Genomic DNA, 19129 nt, shown 5'->3' on the forward strand with positions numbered 1-19129 from the left:
TTTGTCTCATAAATATAGCGAAGTATGAGCTCTTTTTTTTACGGTATCGAAGACTTATTTGTCAACTACCTCTTTTGGCCTTTCGATTTTTTCCGTTTTATGGAAAGTTGGTGGACTTCAAACACCGTGAACTGGATTTTCTTTATCGCCGGTCTAATCGCCATGCTCTACTGGATGAACCAATTGAAGCTGTTCAACGATCGCGGTGAAGAAGATAAAAGCATCACTTCACACTCATACTTATAGTCTATTTGCCATTATAGCAATTCGAGCTAGCTTCGGCAGGCTAAGCGTTATAGCACTCAGCTATCTTTTGGAATACCCTCTTTTTATAGATCGAACCCGATATCTTTTCGGTAGTAGATGTCGTCAAAACATATCTTTTCGATGTTTTTGTACGATACGGCCAAGGCTTCCCTGAAATCATTTCCGTAAGAGGTAACGGCAATTACCCGACCGCCATTGGTCATTACTTTTCCATTTTCCTCTTTCGTGCCTGCATGAAAGATGAGGGAGTCATAGATTTCATCGAGCCCAAAGATTTCCTTTCCCTTTTCATAAGCTTCAGGATAGCCCCCGGAAACCGTCATCACCGTAACGGCCGATCTTTCATCAATATCAAGTCTCAATTCACCCAACTTCTTTTCGGCAACAGCTTGAAGTACTTCTACAAAGTCGTTCTTTATTCTGGGCATTACCACCTCGGTCTCAGGATCGCCCATACGAACGTTATATTCTATGACCTTGGGTTCACCATCGACCTTGATCAAGCCAATGAAAATGAACCCCACATATGGAATGCTGTCCTTTTTTAGTCCTACAATGGTAGGCTTTACAATACGTTCCTCAATTTTTTGCATGAACGCACCATCAACAAAAGGCACTGGAGATATGGCTCCCATACCGCCAGTATTCAATCCTGTATCACCTTCGCCTATTCGTTTATAATCTTTTGCCATGGGCAAGATTTTATAATGCTCGCCATCTGTGAGCACAAAGCAGCTCAATTCGATGCCATTCAAAAATTCCTCAATGACCACCGTTTGGCTGGCCACGCCAAATTTGGCATCGGCCAGCATGGCCTTCAGCTCTTCTTTAGCCTCATTTATGTCATTCAAGATCAGAACGCCCTTACCAGCGGCCAAACCATCAGCTTTTAACACATAGGGGGGGTTCATCGATTCTAAAAATAGAAATCCTTCCTCCATGCTGTCCAAAGTAAAACTCTCATAAGCCGCTGTAGGTATGTTATGTCGCTTCATAAAGGTCTTCGCAAACTCTTTACTGCCCTCTAGCGTTGCGCCTAATTTCTGTGGCCCGATAACCGGAATTTGTGCCAATTCAGCATCTTGCAGAAAAAAATCATGGATGCCCTTCACCAAAGGGTCTTCTGGCCCTACGACAACCATCTCGATATTTTCGGCCAAAACCAGTTCTTTTATCTGCCCAAAGTCATCAACCTTTACATCAATATTGTTGGCGATCTTTGAGGTGCCAGCATTGCCCGGAGCCACAAAAAGTTTCTTGACCTTATTGCTTTGTGAGATTTTCCAAGCTAGGGTGTGTTCGCGTCCACCTGAGCCCAATAACAAAATGTTCATATACCGAAGTTTGGGCAAAAGTAAAATTTCGCAGGCTTACGAAGTAGTGATATGGACTATTTTTTATTGTGCCCTGAGAAATCGCGGTGTTCAGTCTTCTCCAACTCCTCTTTTGAAAGGGTTTTGAAGTACTCAAAAGTCTTTTTCATGCCTTCGGCACGGCCCACCTTGGGTTGCCAGCCCAAAACTTCCTTGGCCTTGGTGATGTCGGGCTGACGCTGCATGGGGTCATCTTTCGGCAAAGGTTTGTAGATTATCTTCTGGTCGGTGCCGGTCAGCTTGATGATTTCTTCGGCAAACTCTTTGATGGTAATCTCATGTGGATTACCAATATTCATAGGCAAGGTGTAGTCGCTCATCAACAATCTGTAAATGCCTTCAATTTCATCATCGACATAACAGAATGAACGGGTTTGCGAACCATCGCCGAAAACAGTCAAATCTTCACCGCGAAGGGCCTGGCCCATAAAAGCGGGTATTACGCGCCCGTCATTCAAGCGCATTCTTGGGCCATAGGTATTGAAAATTCGAACGATTCGTGTGTCCAATCCATGAAAACGGTGATAGGCCATAGTGATGGATTCTTGAAATCGCTTGGCCTCGTCATATACCCCTCTTGGGCCAATGGTGTTCACGTTGCCATAATACTCTTCAGTCTGTGGATGCACCAAGGGGTCACCATACACCTCAGAGGTAGAGGCAATCATGAAACGGGCCTTTTTGTCTTTGGCCAAACCAAGCAAATTATGGGTGCCCAAAGCACCAACCTTCAATGTCTGGATCGGTATCTTCAAATAGTCAATCGGACTTGCTGGCGAGGCAAAGTGGAGAATATAGTCGAGTTTGCCCGGCACGTGCACGAATTTGGTCACATCGTGGTGGTAGAACTCAAAATGTTCAAGCTTGAACAGGTGTTCGATGTTTTTGAGGTCTCCGGTTATAAGATTGTCCATGGCAATTACATAAAACCCCTCTTTAATAAACCTGTCGCAGAGGTGGGATCCCAGAAACCCGGCAGCGCCGGTTATTAAGACTCGTTTCATTCTATTGAATAAATATTTTTTTCATGGCAAAAGTAACAATCCAAAAAACTCTGTGGTCATAGTTTTGCCCAAAAACAAATAAAAAGGTCAAAAAGATTAAGAATGGAATCAATACGCTTTTTCTTCACCCTTGATTACATTCAAAACGGTTTGGAAAATAATTTTTAAATCTAAAAAGAGGGACCAGTTTTCCACATAAAATATATCAAAACGCACCCTATTTTTCATATCTAAGTCTGTCTCTATTTCACCTCGATACCCCTTTACTTGAGCAAGGCCTGTTATTCCAGGTTTGACATAATGTCTCAGCATAAATTTTTGAATTTTGTCAACGTAGTCGTTCGTATGTTTAATCAAAAGAGGGCGCGGACCCACTACCGACATATTGCCCATTAGAACGTTATAAAACTGTGGAAGCTCATCCATACTTGTCTTTCTTATAAATCGCCCCACTTTGGTAACCCGCATATCATTTTTAGTGGCCTGTTGCTCATCTTGGGCTTTGTTCATGGCCATTGAGCGAAATTTATAACACGCAAAAAGCTTAAAATCATATCCTTTTCTATACTGTCTAAAGAAAACCGGGCCTTTGGATTCAAGGCTTATTATGATTGCCATCAAAGGAGTTAGCCAAGACAATAAAAGAACGATTGTCAGAGAAGAAAAAACAATATCGAATGTTCTTTTGAGCACATAATTGGTCCTGATTTTCAAAGGTATCTCCTTTAAGGACAAGACAGGAACATAATCATAGTATTCAAAATTTAATTTCTTGGAAAAAATCTGTTTGTTATCTGGAACGAATTTTACCGTTTTGAAATTTTTGTCGGCAAAATTTATCAGATTCAAAATCTGATCATCCTCCAACCCTTCAATCGAGCAATAGATTTCATCAATTCTATTATCGACCACATAGTTTAGGCAACCCTCTAAGTCAAACTGTTCTTTTGAAGTCGAAAATTGTCTAAAAAACTGATAGCCATAGCTCTTCTCATTGTTAAAGACTTCAACCAATTGATTTATTTTTTGATTTTTGCCAATAACAATGACATTTCTTAAATCGCTTTTGCTCTTTTTCCTGTAGTACCTAAGGAAAAGATACTTGGAAAATTTAAGCGCTGAAATGGCAAACACAATCAACAGAAAAAATATCCCCAGATACAACCTACTTACATTGGGTTGTTTAAAGAACCCGATATACGCATAGAGTGCTAGAAACATAAAAACGAATTGTCTGAAAAGAAGCACCAATATATAAGTGACCTTGGTATATCTATAAACCTCGTAAAACTTGTTTCTATATGAAATGATTATCCAAACCAATGATATGTAAGGATAAAACAGAATTGGATTGTGAAAATATACCGGCAAGGAATACGCCAATAGATTAATGGTCAATAAATCTGCGAGGCCTTCAATGCTTCTCTTTAATCCGAACTTTCTTTGATTTATAGGCATGTTTGTAGGCTACTATCAATGATATTATCGGCAAAGAAACAAAATAGCTGCCAAATAGCTTATTTTTGCACGCAATATGGCGTCGGAATTTTTTGGCCACCACAACACAGGATGAAAATTCAGAACAAATCATTACTGCTCAATTTCAGTGGGTATACCATAATCAATCTGCTCAATTCACTTACCCCTTTTATCATTCTTCCTTTGCTCACTAAAAATCTTACTGCCGAAGATGTCGGCTCGATAGACCTTTTCACGACATCTACGCTTTTTCTAACGCCCCTTATCGGTTTGTGCATGATTCAGTCATTGACAAAATTATACTTTACCGTACCTGATAAGTCCAAATACCTTTCGGTATTGGCTACCGCGGTTTTTTTGTTGTCATCTACCTTATTTCTGTTGGTTTCTGGAATATTGTTTTTAACCGATTTGATAAAAATTTCTTTAGAAAACAAGCTTTTTGTGCTACTGATTGTGTTTTACGTTTTCTTGTCGCTCATTATTGAGGGATACTTGTTGTTGAAACGAAATGAAGAAGCTATAAAGGAATTTGGTTTCTTAAGGCTTTCAAAAGCTTTTGTCGACATAGTTCTCACCATTGTTTTTCTCTTTTATTACGACGATTATTGGGCTCGCATTATGGCAATGGTAATTTCTTCTTCACTGATTGCTGCTATAATAATTTTTTTGATCAGGAAAAACCCTGTCATTCAATTTATGTGGGATAAAGCAATGATCAAATATATTTTATCATATACTTGGCCTTTGATCTTGCATGCCTTATTTATCAATATTCTTAATTATGTTGACCGCTATTTGATCGGTGATTTTTTAGGAATGTCCGAATTGGGAAAATATTCTGTCATTTATCAAATTTGTATGGTAATGAGCCTATTTATCAATTCTTTTGGAATGGCTTGGACACCTTTTTTTATGAGAAACATGGCAGAGAATTCAGCTGGTTTTAAACCGATTTTCAAGCAAACGTTCAGCTATTATGTTTTGACGCTCATACTTGGGGGTTCTTTGCTCTATTTAATAATGCCGCTGATTTATAAGTTTTATGTCGGTGAGGATTTTCTGGTCAGTAAGGAAATTTACATTGCACTGCTTTCAGGATATGTTTTTCAGGGACTTTATCGCTTTAAAATAAACCATCTATACTTTTTGGAAAAGACCGCGTCAATTGCACAAATATCTTTTGTCGGAGCAATGGTCAACATTGGTCTAAATTTAATTTTTATAGTGAAATGGGGATTGTATGGGGCTGCCTTTGCCACCTTTGTTTCCTTTTTAATCTTATATTTATTTACTGAACTCAAATTGGCCATGTTCAATCGCCGTAAACCAATTTATTAGTCAAGCTTTCTTGGCATTGGTTATAAATACTTTCTTTTGTAGGTTATAAAATCTGACACGACACCTATGATCTTTATTCTTCTTGGTCTATATATCATCAATATTTATTACCTAAAAAAAAAGAGGCTTTTTCGCAGTTCTTTTGCGATGCACTTCTTTTTTATCTCTTTGATTTTCATAGGGCCCGCGCTATACTATGAGATTGGATTGACATCTTATTCGAACAGTTTTGAGCCCGAAGACGTCATAACCTTTGAAAAGTATGGCATCTTCGTATTCTCGGTAAGTCTTGTGTTCATGTTTCTGTTGGCCAATATCAAAAAGTCATTTCTTGATGACTTCTTTAAGACTTATCGAGGCCAGAACAAAAATGTCATTTTTGTCTATTTTCTTTTTTGGTATGTTTTGGTTGGGGTATATATATTGTTCTACATTGCTGAATTGCCTGTCGTAAAGTTTATATCCACTGGAAGTTTGCCAGAACGATTTGATCAATCAGATAATGTAAGATTGTTTTATACTTTTTCTTCCATTTTCATGGTATTCATTCCCTCGGGGTACTTTTTCTTCATTCGATATCTGAAAACCCCTATTTTGAAACTACTTCTTTTGTTGCTCGTTGTTTTTATACTTTCATCAGGCGGTCATAAAGGCTTGGCGGCTTATTTCATAATCTTTGCATTGTTGTTTTCCGGTTTCAGATTCAATCTGAAATATATTTTAATACTCGGTTTTTCCGGTTTGGGCTTGCTTGTGGTTTACACCCTTACCAAGGGCAAGGAATTTAATGAGGAAACATTTATTTATCTGTTGGAATCTCCCCCGAGAAGGTTTTTCGTAACGCAAGGTTCGGCCTTTATCACACGAATATCTATGGATAGAAGATATAAATATATGGGTGATATCTATGAATATCGTGTTATCAAAAGTGAAACCTATCAAGAAATATACCCGGGTCTAAATGAAAAAGGTGCTGCCCCCACTATTTTTTTGGGCGATATTCACGTTAGGTATGGCCCCATCTTCACCGGAATTTCATACATCTTGTTCTTGATTTTTTGTTTTCCGATTATCAAAGCAATTGATGGCATGTCAGAACGTAGATTGTACATTTGGTGGAGCCTTTTTATACTCTTTTATGTTTTGGGTACCGCAGAACTGTCCTATTATAGCTCAATCCGTGTCTTTTTGGTTTTCTTGAACATCTTTCTTTTGGTTGCGATCGCAAACATAAAGCTCAAAACCCCTTCATCTTGAAAAGCAATCTTTTAAATAACTACTTGCCTATCGCATCGACCTTGTTGGCCCTATCACTCTTTGCAAAAGAAAACATAAATACCTTAGTGTTCATTATATTCATCCTTATAGCGGCATTTCAACTTATTGCCAGTGTCGAAAAAAGGAGGCAGTTTGTAAGGCTTTTGACTCATCCCTTTTGCCTTGGTTTATATTTATATTTCTTTTTGGGGATAATTGGTCTGTTCTTGAATCATGAATCAAAACCAGACTATGTGGCCAGATTGGTCCCTTTTGTACTCGCACCATTTATCATTTTTCAAAACAAAACTTCAAAAAAAGGGATTTCAATGTTCGTCAAGGCCTTTATCATTGGAAACCTTATTCTATTACTGGCACTAGACTTCATTGCCATTTACGATATGCTAATGGCCAACTCAGTCTTTGTAGAATTGGGCAAGCACAAATACTATCGGTTTTTGTACACCCGATACACTATGGGCGACTATTTTAGCCATATTTATTTGAGCGCCTATACTCTTTTGACACTGGTTTTGGTTCATCAATTCAACTTTTTTAGAAAAAGAATCAAATGGATTTTGACCCTATATCTTTTAATCCATCTTTTTATGATGGGGTCAAGGGCGGTAGTCATTTCTATTATTTTGGCTTCATTTCTTTTTTTGCTTATTGCCAGCATGTTGAAAGCAAAGTTTTTTAGGTACCTATTACTACTGTTGCTGGGTCTAACGCTTTTGTCAACCGCCGCATACATGTTCAAAGACACCATTTTTTTCAATAGATACTCCCAGATATTCGAATGGTATGGCAAAAGAGACAAAGTTCTGGAGCGAAATTATTCCATTAATAAACGGATAAAAATATATATCATCGGCAGTAGTTTTTTTAAAACAAAAAGTTTCGAAATCGACGGTACGGGAATAGTCGACAGCCAAATTGAAAAGAGGTACAATGAAAGGTTCAAAAATGAGTTTAATTTCAAGACAGAGACTTACAATGCCCATAACCAATACATTCACAATTTTATCGATTGGGGCTATTTAGGGATATTGGTGTTGCTTTTTCTACTGTTCCTACTTGTCAAGGATGCAACAAAAAAGAGATACCTTTGGGTGCTGTTTTTTTGGTTGTTTTTTGCCATTTTGCTTTCGATGGAAAGTTTTTTGATACGGCAGCGCGGTATTATGCTATTCATCATTTTTGGCAGTCTTTTTATGTCAAAAGACAATCTTATATCTACCATTAAAAATGAAGGATAGCCCCTTAGTATCCATAATAGTGCCCAACTACAACGGAGCCGAATTCTTAGAAGAATGTATTGATTCGGTGATCTCACAGACCTACAAGAACTGGGAGCTTATCATTTGTGACGATAATTCAACGGACGGCAGCCTTGAGATAGTTTGCAAATACAAGGATAAGAGAATTCTACCTCCGATAGCTCTGAAAAAAAATCAGGGGGCTGCCGTGGCGCGCAACCTTTGTATTGAAACTGCGAAAGGAGAATTACTGGCCTTTTTGGACAATGATGACTTTTGGCATCCTGAAAAATTAAAAAAGCAGGTTGATTTTATGATTCGAAATGCTTTTGATTTTACCTATACCGACTATATCCAATTTTCAGATTCGCACAAAAAAATTGTACGATGCAAAGAAAGGGTTAGCAAAAGAGTCATGCTGAGGAATAATTACATTTTAACCTCTACTGTGATGTACAATGCATCCTCTATCGGGAAAGTATATATGTCAAATATCCGTAAAAGACAGGACTGGAGCCTTTTCATGAATATTTTGAACAAGTCAGCACATGCCTATAACCTCACGGAACCGCTAACGCACTATCGAAAACACCCGAAATCGCTTTCCAATAAAAAATTAGGGCTATTGGGGTATACCTTTGATTTTTATCACAAGGTTTTGGGGTACGGAAAAATTATGGCGGTATTCATGCTCGTGCAGTATCTATTTCACTACTTCATCAAAAAAATCAAGGAAATCTTCTGATGATACCATTTTAGAAAAAATATGGTTAATCGAGTTTTTTACGTCGGCCTGCTTGAATTCTGCTTTTTCTAATATTTTCAATGTCTTTTTTAGCTCTAGGGCATCTGATACCACATGGTTGTAGGGGTTATCGTCTAACATCGGTCTAAGAAATTTGGTGTAGTACCCCTTGATGTCTATTGAAATATTTGGTTTGCCCAAGGCCAGGCACTCCATGGCACAGGTAGAATAGACCGTGATATGATAGTCACAGTATTTCAGTAGTTCATACGTGTTGATATCGAAGCGTTGTAAGAAATTGGCCCTTTGTTCAAAGGTTTGGACCGAATTTTTATGCCGAGGTTTAAAAATGAAGCAAATTTCAGGAAAAAGGTGGTGTACTTCATCTATCATTTTCAATAGGGGGCCATCTGTAGCAGGAAGTTGGCCCGTGATACAGATGACTTTTTTAAAGCTACTTTTTATACTTTCAAGTTCTTTCGACATACTAAGTTTGCCCGCAACCAGTTCCAAGAAAGAATTTCCATAATCAAGCGTTTGACCTGGCCTTACCACATGGCCACTTGTCACAACATCACTTGAATAGGCCCCGTAGCTCAAAAAATAATCTGGGAGATGTTCATCTCCGTAGGGTTTTGAAAAATAATAGGCCCGGTGCCCGGTCGATACAAGCCCATGTTGGAGTTCAATGACGGGGATTTTGTTTTTCTTTGCGGCCCTGATCATCTCAAAATTCGAATAGTAACAAACAACAAATATGGCTTTGGGACCATATTTCTTCATTAAAAAATCGTATAGTTTCTCCCCTGCAAGAATTCTGTTGAATACCTTTTTGATCTCGCTCAAGTCCTTTTTTAAATAGCTCGCAAACGCATCAAAATTTTCAATCGTACCCTTTTTGGATAATTTTTGCAAAACGAATTGAATCAGGTAGACCCATGACATACCAACGTAAAACTCCCCTTTTTGAAGTTTCTCCTTTTTGGTCTTTCCCTTGGGAACAGGATTCTCAAAAAGCACGTAATTGTCCAAATAATTCAATAAACCGGTGGCAATACGGTCAAAAGATTCATTTTCCACATAATATCTTCTCTCGGAATTTGTGAAGACCCACACCTTGGATTTCCCCAAGTTTCTCAATGATAACACGTCTGAGAAAAGATTCTTTGCCAGTAGTTTTATTACAGATCCTGAAGCCTTTTTAATGATCGGGGTCTCTTTTTCAATGCCGATCAAATAAGATTTCAAAATTGGCCACACGCAATTACCCTGAAACTTTAACCCGCCAACATCGAAGTTTTTCTCAATTTGTTCAAAATCCATTACTGCAATTTTACCTTAACTGTGCGTCAAAACAACCGGTTGCCAAATAAATTTAATTTATATGTTGTGGTGGTAAAAACGAATTTATCTGAATTAAATGGGTTTCAAAAGATCATTGGTATGGTTGCACCTTGGTTTTTACTGACCACTTTTCTTCCAAACTTGAAAATTGTTGTCGGAAAGGGTCTTTGTAAATCCAAGCGATAAGAGAATTTCTTCGCATTCGGAGGCCTCATCTTTTGTTAAAATTTCGGCAAATGGATGGATTTCAAAAAAAATAGCTTTGAAATTTTTGACCGAGCTTTGGAAATTTCTAAAGAAATCAAGCTCTCCGCCCTCAATATCCATTATCAAAGTGTCAAATTCGAGATTATATTTCTTTTGCAACTCTTCAATACTGCTTCCTTCAATCTCGACTTTTTCTCCCGTTACCCTTTTGGTGCTACCTCCTACAATCAAATCATGTATAAAAAAGGTGTTGGACGTGTCTTTGGATATGATACGGTTTTCTATTGAAAAAGAACAGGTGTTCTCTTTTTTGTTTTTTTCAATCCATGGAATAAGTTTTGGGTTAGCCTCTAAAACTACATGGTCACTTTTGTTGGAGATCAACTTGTTGGTCAAGCATGATATGTAGCCCAGACAGCTTCCCAATTCCAAGATTTTGGCATTGGGATCAAGATGGGTGGTCAAATATTTTGCTTCTTCTCTTTCATATGCGTTGAAGACAAACCTTCCCCTAAATTTATGATCTGTCATAGAATAGGGCACATGTATGACCAGCCCGTTTTTGCGAAATCTTTTAACGAAATAAGAGAAATAAAGCCCTCCAAGCCAAAATATCGTTTCTTTAGTTATTTTTTTGGCTTTTCTGAGTGATTGGAAAACGGGATCTGGCAATACTTTTTTTGCTGTTTCTTTAGGATTCACAAGACCAGTATATGTTAGGTTAATTATTTTGATTCATATTTTTTTCGGGTTTGTTTCCAAACAATATTAAATCCGATTTTTAAGGAGGTTCTCGTAGAATTCCCGAACAACGCCATCTCCACCCTTCTTCGATAATTTATGGATGCCCGGTATGTTTTTTATGGTTTCAACTGCATTTGATGGACAAGCTGCCAAACCAACTGCACTTAGAAGTTCATAACAGTTAACGTCATCACCGATATAGGCCACTTCTGATAAATCGAATTTCTCTTTTCTACAAATTTCTTCGACTGCTTGTAGCTTGCCATTGTGTTTTTTTCCTTGGCAAACATAATCAACTTTCAATTTTTTAGCCCGTCTTGAGACTATTTGCGTTTTCTCAGATGTTACAAGACCTGTTTTCACCCCTGACGCTCGTAACAATCCAAATGCCATGCCGTCATGGGTGTTAAACTTTTTTAGTTCATCGCCTTTTTCGGTATAGTACATACCTGCATCTGTCAACACGCCATCTACATCAGATATAAATAGTTTTATTGATTTCTCGGTATCGGGTTGCGGAAGAACAAATCTTCTCATAAGCTCCTCTACAATGATCCAATCTTCTTTTTCATCAATTTCATATGCCGTATATTCGGGCATTTCCACCAAACCTATATTTCCTGATATTCTGTTACCAGATTTTATTACATCTGCGACCCTGCTTATATAAAAGGCGCCATTCTCTACCAATAGCCCATCAAAATCTTGTCTTCTTGGTCTATTGCGATAATCATAATTCAATGGTACGCCTTCATTTTTCCAAAAAAATCTTTTGGTTCTTGCAACAGACAGCAAAGAATCGTACTGATTAATTTCACTCAGTCCCTTTTTCAAATGAGTGCTTTGTAGTAAAGGGGATGTGGCTTGGACAAGAATCAAAAAATCATTTTTATTGATTGTTGAATGTTTAAAATATTCCAAAATCACACTTTCTGTCGACGATGTGTCTCCCGCATTTTCAGAACTTCTGCGATATACCTCAACTTTTGGCAATTGAAAATCGGTGACAACAGACGCTATCTCATCATTATCGGTGGCAACTACGACCTTATCAATCTCTTTGACTTCAGAAGCTGCCTTGGCTGTCCAATAGACCAGGGGCTTACCACATAAAGATTTTATGTTTTTTAACGGAATCGACTTGCTGCCCCCCCTAACGGGTATGAATGCGATATTGGCCAATTACTAATCTACTTTTCTATATTTAAGTTTCTCTCTTTGAACCTTCTCAATATCCAATATGTCTTTGCTCTTAAAAGACATCGATTCATATGTTGCATTCAAATCTCTACAAAGTTTACGTAAACCATTTGGCTCTAAAGATGCGGCATGGTCGGTCCCCTTCCACGTACGGTCTTTTGTAAAATGTCGCTCGAACCAATTAGCGCCTAGGGCGCATGCCGCATTGTCAATGGCAATTCCTAAATGATGCCCCGAAAAACCAATGTCTTTTACCCTACTGCCATATTCTTTCTTAAGCCTTGTAATCTCTAGTAAACAAACATCTTTGAAAGGAACCGGATATCCCGAAGTACAGGCATACACGACCAATCGGCCTTTTGACTGATTTTTTTCCTCGAAAAATTCAACAATTTTCTTTTCTTCTGATTTGCTGGTCATTCCGAAAGAAAGATGCACTTGACCCTCATAAGAGTCTCTCAAGATTTCAAGCATTTCAAAATGATTGTTGCATGCAGAAGGGACTTTTAATAATGATGGCTTAAAAGTTATCATCTCTTTTGCAGAAGTAGTATCCCATACCGAGGTTGAGTATTCTATGCCAATTTTGTCACAGTATTCATTTAGCTTTTTGTGTTGTTCGACGTTGAACTCCAAAAACTCTCTGTGCTGACCATAAGTGTCGCCATAAGAATTGGAAGGATTTGGATGTGGTGCATCATATTGTTCTTTTGTCAACAATTCTTTGTTGTTTCTTTTTTGAAACTTTACCACATCGGCTCCACACTGTTTTGCCAAATCCAAGAGTTCTATTGCAATATCAAAATCTCCCTTGTGGTTACAGCCTATCTCAGCGATTACTTTTGGCTTTTTATAGTCCATTATTTTTATATTAATTCAGCGCCAAAATTACACATTTATTTAACCATCCCGGTCCATTTTTTAGTTGAACATTAAAGACCCCTTTGAATAATTGATAAAATTACCAAGAAACTGAAACCCCGTAGCGCTTTCAAGGCATAATCACGCTCTTTTTAGGCCTTGGGGCCAAGGCCTGATACTTCTGAACAGCCAATAGTTCAATTTTATCGGACAGTTTTTGTTCATCAAGAATTTTCTTTGCAAATCCGTACCAAGTCATCACTTTCCCATCAGAGAAGTGATGAATCCCAAATTTCTTTTTCCCCTGCACCAATTTTTCAATTAAAAATTCTGAAAGGGAAAGCGTATTTGTGGGGCATCCTGTCTGTTGGTCTGTGACTCTAAGAACTTCCCCGGCCCTTGCTTTGGCCAAAATAGTTCTATAAAAGTTATTGCCGTATTTTTTGCTATAGAGCCATGAGGTTCGAACGATATAAAATCTATCGAGCATTTTTTGAATATGTCTTTCGCCCTCCAACTTTGATTTCCCATATTCATTGATGGGGTTTGGCTCATCATCAGGATAGTAGGGCGACCCTTTTTCACCATCAAATACGTAATCTGTTGAGAGATGGATTAATACCACATTGTTTTGCAGGCATAATTCGGCCATTTGCTTGACGGCATCCGCATTTACCTCAAACGCCTTTTTAGGATGCTTTTCTGCCTCTTCAACTTGAGTATAGGCCGCGCAATTGATGCAATAGCTGTGTTCATAACGGACAAAAGCCTGTTTTAACGCTGTGGTGTCGGTTATATCTAGTTGGTTTGAATCTCTGAAGTCGAATTCTAGTTCCGGATAGCCGGGTGCCAGTTCTTGCAACGTCAGACCCAACTGGCCGCTAGCTCCTGTTACCAAAATCTTCTTCATAATTGTAAAGCCTTGAGAACAGGTAAGTGTCTATCTTTTTCTGACAAAATCAATTCTGCGGAAGGATGCCCCCAGTCAATGGCCAAATCAGGATCATTATATACAATTCCGCTTTCGGAATTCGGGTTGTAAAAGGCATCGCATTTGTATTGAAACACCGTCTCTTCTGATAAACAAAGAAATCCGTGGGCCATCCCTTTTGGTATAAAAATGGATTTCCCTTCTGATGCCTTAATCTTAAGTTTTAGATGTTCACCAAATGTCTTGCTATCTTTTCGAAGGTCAACGATAACATCGAGCACTTCACCCCTTAAAACTTTTATCAGTTTGGCCTGACCATGGGGCTCTTTTTGAAAATGAAGCCCGCGCAATACTCCATTTTTAGAAGTCGAGATATTATCCTGTACAAAATCAACCTTTAAACCAGTAAGTCTTTCGAAGTCTTTTCTGTTATAGGCCTCTTGAAAGGTACCGCGCTCATCTTTGTACAAATCATGTTCAAAAATGAAACAGCCTTTTAACTTGGTCTCGGTCAGCTTCATCTTGCCCAACTATTTCAATTTCATTAGATATTCGCCATAGCCACTTTTTAACAAGGGCTTTGCCAGTGCATGAAGTTGTTGTTTTGTAATGTACCCCATGTTATAGGCAGTCTCTTCTATCGATCCAATCTTTAGGCCTTGGCGTTTCTCTATGACCTCGACAAATTGTGAGGCCCTCATCAACGAGGCGAAAGTTCCGGTATCTAACCAAGCGGTACCCCGATCAAGAATACTTACGTGTAATTTGCCCTGTTCTAAGTAGGCCTTGTTTATGTCTGTTATTTCAAGTTCACCCCTGTCACTGGGCCCTATGCTTTTTGCAATTTTCAAAACTTCGTTGTCATAGAAATAGATTCCGGGCACGGCATATGATGATTTGGGTTCTGCAGGTTTTTCCTCTATGGATACGACACCACCCCGGTCATTAAACTCAACGACACCATACCGTTGAGGGTTGTCAACATGGTACCCAAAAATAATACCCCCATCTGGGTCGTTGTTGCCTTGCAACAATTTCGACACGCCCGATCCATAGAAAATGTTGTCGCCAAGGATCAAGGCCACTTTTTCTTTTCCGATGAACTCTTCCCCAATCAAAAATGCCTCTGCCAATCCTTTTGGTTCTTTTTGCGCGGTATATGAAAAATTGCAGCCCAATTGTGACCCATCACCCAAAAGTTCTTTGAAAAGATGGGCGTCGTTTGGTGTGGTAATAATCAAAACCTCTCTAATACCTGCCGACATCAAGGTTGATAGGGGGTAATAAATCATGGGCTTATCATAGATGGGCATCAACTGTTTGCTGATAACCCTTGTCAAAGGATACAACCGCGTACCCGACCCACCTGCCAAAATAATTCCCTTCATGTTTTGGCGGTATATTTTTCTAAATAGTGATCAACAGTCTTTTCGAGACCAGAATGCAAATCTTCGCTTGGTCTCCAATCAAAGCTTTTATACATTTTAGCTGAATTTATCGCGTAACGAAAATCATGACCTGGCCTATCTTTCACAAAAGTGATCAAATCGCTGTAATGTTCGTTCTTCATGGGAGCTTTTGCATCAAGTAGGGCACATATTTTACGGGCGATGTTCAAATTCGTTTCCTCACAGTTTCCACCTATGGCATATGTTTCTCCAGAAATTCCATTCTCGAACACAAGTTGTATAGCCTCACAATGATCTTTTACATAAAGCCAATCTCGTACGTTCAGGCCATCGCCATAAATGGGAATCGATTCTTTGGCCAGTGCTTTTCCAATGATGGTCGGAATCAATTTTTCCTTATGCTGGTTGGGGCCATAATTATTGGAGCAGTTGCTGATCACCACATTCATGCCATAGGTATGGTGATAGCTCCTGACCAGAAAATCTGATGCTGCTTTCGAAGCACTATACGGACTGTTAGGGGCATAAGGCGAACTTTCATCAAAAAAACCCTCATCACCCAAACTGCCATATACCTCATCGGTCGAGATATGGTGAAACCTGCTAATGCTATTCTCTATGTCGCTGTTGCCTTCTTCCAACCAATGCTGTTTGGCAACTTGCAAGAGCGTAAAAGTGCCCTCAATATTGGTTTTGATGAAATCAGCTGGGCTTTCAATTGAGTTGTCAACGTGCGACTCAGCCGCAAAATGGATGACCGAACCAATATTATGTTCCTCGAAAATTCGATTTACTAGTGATGCATCACAAATATCTCCCTGAACAAAGGTGTAGTTTTCGTTCTTTTCGAATCTAGACATGTTTTCTGGATTGCCGGCATACGTCAGCTTGTCTAGATTGATTATATGGATGTCTTCCCTTTGGTCTAAATAAAGCTTAATGAAATTGCTTCCTATAAATCCAGCTCCCCCTGTGACCAATATGGTTTTTCTGGTCTTTTGCATTTAGTCGAATTATTGCAATTCATTCGCTTTTTGATTCAAATATTTGATAACTGACCAGAGGAAGAAAAGTCCTATGAGCACAAGTGGAAGCAATACCAGTTCCTTGCCAAAGAAAGGCTTGATCACTTCTTGCGGTCTGCCATAGTTTATAATTCTAATAGCCTCTGTACGCTGCTTTAATTCCACTTTTTTGGATTCGGTATCTTTTATCAAATCGTTTTTAAGATCAAAGAGCCTTCTAATATCCATTTGTTCTTCATTGTCAAGAATAATGCGCCCTTCTACCGATTGGTCAGCCTGTGTAGCCAAATTTTTGGAGTATTGGGCAATGAGTTGGTCAAGCTGTCCAATCAATGCTGTATTGTTCTTAATTCTGTCTTCTGCATTTGAACGATAGATTTTTATCAACTCGTCAAAATATGGATTTGAGTTTATGTAATCCATCATTTTTCCAGAGTGTTCTTGGCCATTTTTATTCTCCTTGTAAGAGAAAATGATTTTGTGATTCAAAGAGTTCTTTGTGAGTATTTCGTTTCTTACAATATCAGAAACAGAGCCTGATACATCAAGCCCTTTAAGAAGTTCCAAGAATTTAAGTTCAGCCTCCAATTTGCTGTTTTTATCACCCAAGGAAACTACTGAAACTTTAAATCCCTTTAAATCATCAACATTGATGTTCATTTCATCAAAAAAGACTTGGTTCTCTGCTTTTATGTTAGCCTGAATTTCATCTACCACGTCATATAGGTATTCTTGGCTCTCTAAATTTGGCCTGACAATAACTTCGATTTTCATTCTTTCAGAAACTATTTGCTTTAACGCAAAACCGCCTGCTATTCCCAAAACTCCCAAAGCAATAAGAACTACAAGATTTCTTCTGATGTAAAGAAAAAACCTAAGGAAACTATTAAAAAGTGATTGAAAAAACCCACCGATGATTTTGAATAATTGTCCAAAGTCAATTTCATCAGAATTGTTTGAAGTGTTTTTTGAATTTTCTGCCATTATGAACTAAAAATTTGTTTTAGAATCTTATCGGTTATCAAATAGGTGGGTTTTACCCCTGTTGTGCCCAAACCACCAGATGCTAATGTGCTTCCTGTTTCCAAGGGGTTATCTGAGGCATAATAGGCATAGCGTACTTTAACGTCTCTTTTTATACTGTTCCGTATTTTTGAGGCCGATTGAATCGCCTTTTGATAGTGCACCCCTTCCATTTCCAATCCGATCACATTCCACGTAGATTCATTAAAAAACTTTAAAATGTCTCTATTCTGTAAAGAAGTTCCCAAAACGGTGACCATCGTTCCTTCCATTACATTGAGCCCATTTCCTTTAAAATCTTCTCCGCAGAGCTCATTCTTGAACGGATAGTTATCGGCCGTGCCCTCGAAAATATGCGCGGAGGGAATCATCAAATCTCCTTTCCCTCCTTCCAATATGCCTGCCTTGCCCATAATTGAAATGGATTCTACATTCAAAAAGTGTCTCTTGCCATCGAGCTTGAAAGGCTTCAATAGTTCATCTATCGTCTCATAGGCCTGTTCTCCAAAGGCATAGTCCATCACAAATATAAGTGGTTTTGTCTCGTCATCGGTGCCATGGCCGAATTCATAGCAACAGGCTCCCATGCCGAACTTGGCCACATCAAATAGTTGCACATCAATATTGGCCCCTGAAGTATCATCGATGAACGACATGCCGTTTTTGCTTGCATGGTCTTCAACTTTTTTGCGTAGATCACCATTCTCTGATGAGCTCAAGGTCTCAAAAATCTCCAAATTTGATTTATCGGGAAATTCTTTGTGCAATGCCACTTTTGCGAACAGAGAGTTCATGACGCTGTGCATGTTGGCACTGATAATGTGCAAGGGCCGGCCAAACAACCCGTTTTCGTACATTGCGGTTTTAATGGTCTGCGCCCATCGCTCACCATGAATATGATGACCTAGGCTCTCACGTAACAACGGACTGAATGTGATGGCACGCTTGTTGCCCGTTGTGCGCTCTTCCAATGCAAGTTTGCCAAGCCAATACACAATATTGAGAAAGCGGTCTGTTTTGTCTTTCTTGGCCAATTTCTGGTGCATCTCGGTCATCTCTTCAAAAGTTCTTCCCAAGATATTGGCGGTATGTATAAGTGCCACCTCCCGCTCGTTGTCTTCCTTTTCATCTTTAAGTATGAATTCTTCCAACTTAGTCCAATCGCGGATGGTCGTCTGGCTTTCTTCGATGAACACTCGTTCGCAGATTTTGTCCGATTCGACGAACAGAAAGGTGAGGTGGGTCAGAATATCATAGATATCAGAACGCCCTCGGGTGATTTCGATGTTCATCTGTTCTTCATCGATACGATAACAATTTCTTCTTCTTTTCGGGGGAATAATGGGCGTCAAATGTGATTTTGAAAATCCCTCATCTGAGGTCAGGTTGATATATCGGCATTGTTCAATGCCCTCGGGAAGCCTTTCCAAGACATACATGAGCCCGTTGAGCTCGGCTTTTTCTTCCGCAATGGTGCCATAAATCTCAGGCCGTAGCAACAAGAGAGCGTTGCGCAACGCATTGCCCGACACGCCAGAGGGCTTGTAGAACCCACGGTTCAAAAGGTGCCGCATGGTGATGTACAAACGCTCAATGGCATTTGTCGACTCTTGTGCCCTTGTGGGCGTGACCACTTTTGTTTCTATCATAATCGGGTCAA

The 19129-nt window shown here is 39.0% G+C and carries 18 protein-coding genes; 5 read left to right on the top strand and 13 right to left on the bottom strand.

The features are described from left to right. Positions 1–24: 24 nt before the first annotated feature. The gene (locus L0P89_RS07415; RefSeq protein ID WP_235267770.1) at positions 25–246 is read left to right on the top strand and encodes a DUF6341 family protein; all 222 of its coding nucleotides are present in this window, start codon (positions 25–27) and stop codon (positions 244–246) included. A gap of 83 nt (positions 247–329) precedes the next feature. Here the strand turns inward: L0P89_RS07415 and purD are convergent, their stop codons facing one another. The 3 genes from purD to L0P89_RS07430 all read right to left on the bottom strand — a co-directional run bounded on the left by purD (position 330) and on the right by L0P89_RS07430 (position 4102). Beyond that, a complete protein-coding gene (gene purD, locus L0P89_RS07420; RefSeq protein ID WP_235267771.1) occupies positions 330–1601 on the bottom strand; it encodes a phosphoribosylamine--glycine ligase in 1272 nt (423 codons plus the stop codon). Positions 1602–1657: 56 nt separating this feature from the next. Then, a complete protein-coding gene (locus L0P89_RS07425) occupies positions 1658–2644 on the bottom strand; it encodes a UDP-glucuronic acid decarboxylase family protein (RefSeq protein ID WP_235267772.1) in 987 nt (328 codons plus the stop codon). Between the two features lie 108 nt (positions 2645–2752). Further along, positions 2753–4102, bottom strand: coding sequence for an undecaprenyl-phosphate glucose phosphotransferase (locus tag L0P89_RS07430; RefSeq protein ID WP_235267773.1), 1350 nt, complete (start codon positions 4100–4102; stop codon positions 2753–2755). 111 nt (positions 4103–4213) lie between these two features. Between L0P89_RS07430 and L0P89_RS07435 the strand changes: the two genes are divergently transcribed. The 4 genes from L0P89_RS07435 (at position 4214) to L0P89_RS07450 (ending at position 8725) form a co-directional block, all read left to right on the top strand. Beyond that, positions 4214–5464: a lipopolysaccharide biosynthesis protein gene (locus tag L0P89_RS07435; RefSeq protein WP_235267774.1), complete on the top strand. Its 1251-nt coding sequence runs from the start codon at positions 4214–4216 to the stop codon at positions 5462–5464. Positions 5465–5530: 66 nt separating this feature from the next. Beyond that, positions 5531–6721 carry a hypothetical protein gene (locus tag L0P89_RS07440; protein WP_235267775.1) on the top strand — a complete coding sequence of 397 codons (1191 nt, stop codon included), beginning with the start codon at positions 5531–5533 and terminating at the stop codon, positions 6719–6721. A 254-nt stretch (positions 6722–6975) separates the two neighbouring features. After that, positions 6976–7980 carry an O-antigen ligase family protein gene (locus L0P89_RS07445; RefSeq protein WP_235267776.1) on the top strand — a complete coding sequence of 335 codons (1005 nt, stop codon included), beginning with the start codon at positions 6976–6978 and terminating at the stop codon, positions 7978–7980. Continuing rightward, positions 7970–8725 (top strand): glycosyltransferase family 2 protein, encoded by a 756-nt coding sequence (locus L0P89_RS07450; RefSeq protein WP_235267777.1) that lies wholly within the window; start codon positions 7970–7972, stop codon positions 8723–8725. Before L0P89_RS07445 ends, L0P89_RS07450 begins: the two co-directional genes overlap by 11 nt. On the opposite strand, the gene L0P89_RS07455 is transcribed toward L0P89_RS07450, so the two are convergent. The 10 genes from L0P89_RS07455 to L0P89_RS07500 form a co-directional block, all read right to left on the bottom strand. After that, positions 8684–10048 carry a hypothetical protein gene (locus L0P89_RS07455; protein WP_235267778.1) on the bottom strand — a complete coding sequence of 455 codons (1365 nt, stop codon included), beginning with the start codon at positions 10046–10048 and terminating at the stop codon, positions 8684–8686. The genes L0P89_RS07450 and L0P89_RS07455 overlap by 42 nt on opposite strands. A 138-nt stretch (positions 10049–10186) precedes the next feature. After that, positions 10187–10807, bottom strand: coding sequence for an FkbM family methyltransferase (locus L0P89_RS07460; protein WP_235267779.1), 621 nt, complete (start codon positions 10805–10807; stop codon positions 10187–10189). A 237-nt stretch (positions 10808–11044) separates the two neighbouring features. Beyond that, positions 11045–12202, bottom strand: coding sequence for an acylneuraminate cytidylyltransferase (locus L0P89_RS07465; protein ID WP_235267780.1), 1158 nt, complete (start codon positions 12200–12202; stop codon positions 11045–11047). A 3-nt stretch (positions 12203–12205) separates the two neighbouring features. Further along, the gene (locus L0P89_RS07470) at positions 12206–13084 is read right to left on the bottom strand and encodes an N-acetylneuraminate synthase family protein (RefSeq protein WP_235268004.1); all 879 of its coding nucleotides are present in this window, start codon (positions 13082–13084) and stop codon (positions 12206–12208) included. A 127-nt stretch (positions 13085–13211) separates the two neighbouring features. Beyond that, a complete protein-coding gene (gene rfbD / locus L0P89_RS07475) occupies positions 13212–13991 on the bottom strand; it encodes a dTDP-4-dehydrorhamnose reductase (RefSeq protein WP_235267781.1) in 780 nt (259 codons plus the stop codon). After that, positions 13988–14533, bottom strand: coding sequence for a dTDP-4-dehydrorhamnose 3,5-epimerase (gene rfbC, locus L0P89_RS07480; protein ID WP_235268005.1), 546 nt, complete (start codon positions 14531–14533; stop codon positions 13988–13990). The genes rfbD and rfbC overlap by 4 nt, the downstream gene beginning before the upstream one ends. A 9-nt stretch (positions 14534–14542) precedes the next feature. Continuing rightward, a complete protein-coding gene (gene rfbA / locus L0P89_RS07485; RefSeq protein ID WP_235267782.1) occupies positions 14543–15400 on the bottom strand; it encodes a glucose-1-phosphate thymidylyltransferase RfbA in 858 nt (285 codons plus the stop codon). After that, on the bottom strand, positions 15397–16425 hold the full coding sequence (gene rfbB / locus L0P89_RS07490) for a dTDP-glucose 4,6-dehydratase (RefSeq protein ID WP_235267783.1): 1029 nt from the start codon (positions 16423–16425) through the stop codon (positions 15397–15399). Before rfbB ends, rfbA begins: the two co-directional genes overlap by 4 nt. A gap of 9 nt (positions 16426–16434) precedes the next feature. Next, positions 16435–17430, bottom strand: a complete 996-nt coding sequence (locus L0P89_RS07495; protein ID WP_235267784.1) for a hypothetical protein — start codon at positions 17428–17430, stop codon at positions 16435–16437. Further along, a complete protein-coding gene (locus tag L0P89_RS07500; protein WP_235267785.1) occupies positions 17430–19118 on the bottom strand; it encodes a DUF6909 family protein in 1689 nt (562 codons plus the stop codon). The genes L0P89_RS07495 and L0P89_RS07500 overlap by 1 nt, the downstream gene beginning before the upstream one ends. Positions 19119–19129: the final 11 nt, after the last annotated feature.

This window comes from Muricauda sp. SCSIO 65647, assembly GCF_021534965.1.
Taxonomy (GTDB): domain Bacteria; phylum Bacteroidota; class Bacteroidia; order Flavobacteriales; family Flavobacteriaceae; genus Flagellimonas_A.

What these genes read in the sequence shown, in the direction of transcription:
- L0P89_RS07415 (WP_235267770.1), top strand. Translation starts at nt 25, where the DNA reads ATGAGCTCTTTTTTTTACGGTATCGAAGACTTATTTGTCAACTACCTC.
- purD (WP_235267771.1), bottom strand. Translation starts at nt 1,601, where the DNA reads ATGAACATTTTGTTATTGGGCTCAGGTGGACGCGAACACACCCTAGCT.
- L0P89_RS07425 (WP_235267772.1), bottom strand. Translation starts at nt 2,644, where the DNA reads ATGAAACGAGTCTTAATAACCGGCGCTGCCGGGTTTCTGGGATCCCAC.
- L0P89_RS07430 (WP_235267773.1), bottom strand. Translation starts at nt 4,102, where the DNA reads ATGCCTATAAATCAAAGAAAGTTCGGATTAAAGAGAAGCATTGAAGGC.
- L0P89_RS07435 (WP_235267774.1), top strand. Translation starts at nt 4,214, where the DNA reads ATGAAAATTCAGAACAAATCATTACTGCTCAATTTCAGTGGGTATACC.
- L0P89_RS07440 (WP_235267775.1), top strand. Translation starts at nt 5,531, where the DNA reads ATGATCTTTATTCTTCTTGGTCTATATATCATCAATATTTATTACCTA.
- L0P89_RS07450 (WP_235267777.1), top strand. Translation starts at nt 7,970, where the DNA reads ATGAAGGATAGCCCCTTAGTATCCATAATAGTGCCCAACTACAACGGA.
- L0P89_RS07455 (WP_235267778.1), bottom strand. Translation starts at nt 10,048, where the DNA reads ATGGATTTTGAACAAATTGAGAAAAACTTCGATGTTGGCGGGTTAAAG.
- L0P89_RS07460 (WP_235267779.1), bottom strand. Translation starts at nt 10,807, where the DNA reads ATGACAGATCATAAATTTAGGGGAAGGTTTGTCTTCAACGCATATGAA.
- rfbD (WP_235267781.1), bottom strand. Translation starts at nt 13,991, where the DNA reads ATGAAGAAGATTTTGGTAACAGGAGCTAGCGGCCAGTTGGGTCTGACG.
- rfbC (WP_235268005.1), bottom strand. Translation starts at nt 14,533, where the DNA reads ATGAAGCTGACCGAGACCAAGTTAAAAGGCTGTTTCATTTTTGAACAT.
- rfbA (WP_235267782.1), bottom strand. Translation starts at nt 15,400, where the DNA reads ATGAAGGGAATTATTTTGGCAGGTGGGTCGGGTACGCGGTTGTATCCT.
- rfbB (WP_235267783.1), bottom strand. Translation starts at nt 16,425, where the DNA reads ATGCAAAAGACCAGAAAAACCATATTGGTCACAGGGGGAGCTGGATTT.
- L0P89_RS07495 (WP_235267784.1), bottom strand. Translation starts at nt 17,430, where the DNA reads ATGGCAGAAAATTCAAAAAACACTTCAAACAATTCTGATGAAATTGAC.
- L0P89_RS07500 (WP_235267785.1), bottom strand. Translation starts at nt 19,118, where the DNA reads ATGATAGAAACAAAAGTGGTCACGCCCACAAGGGCACAAGAGTCGACA.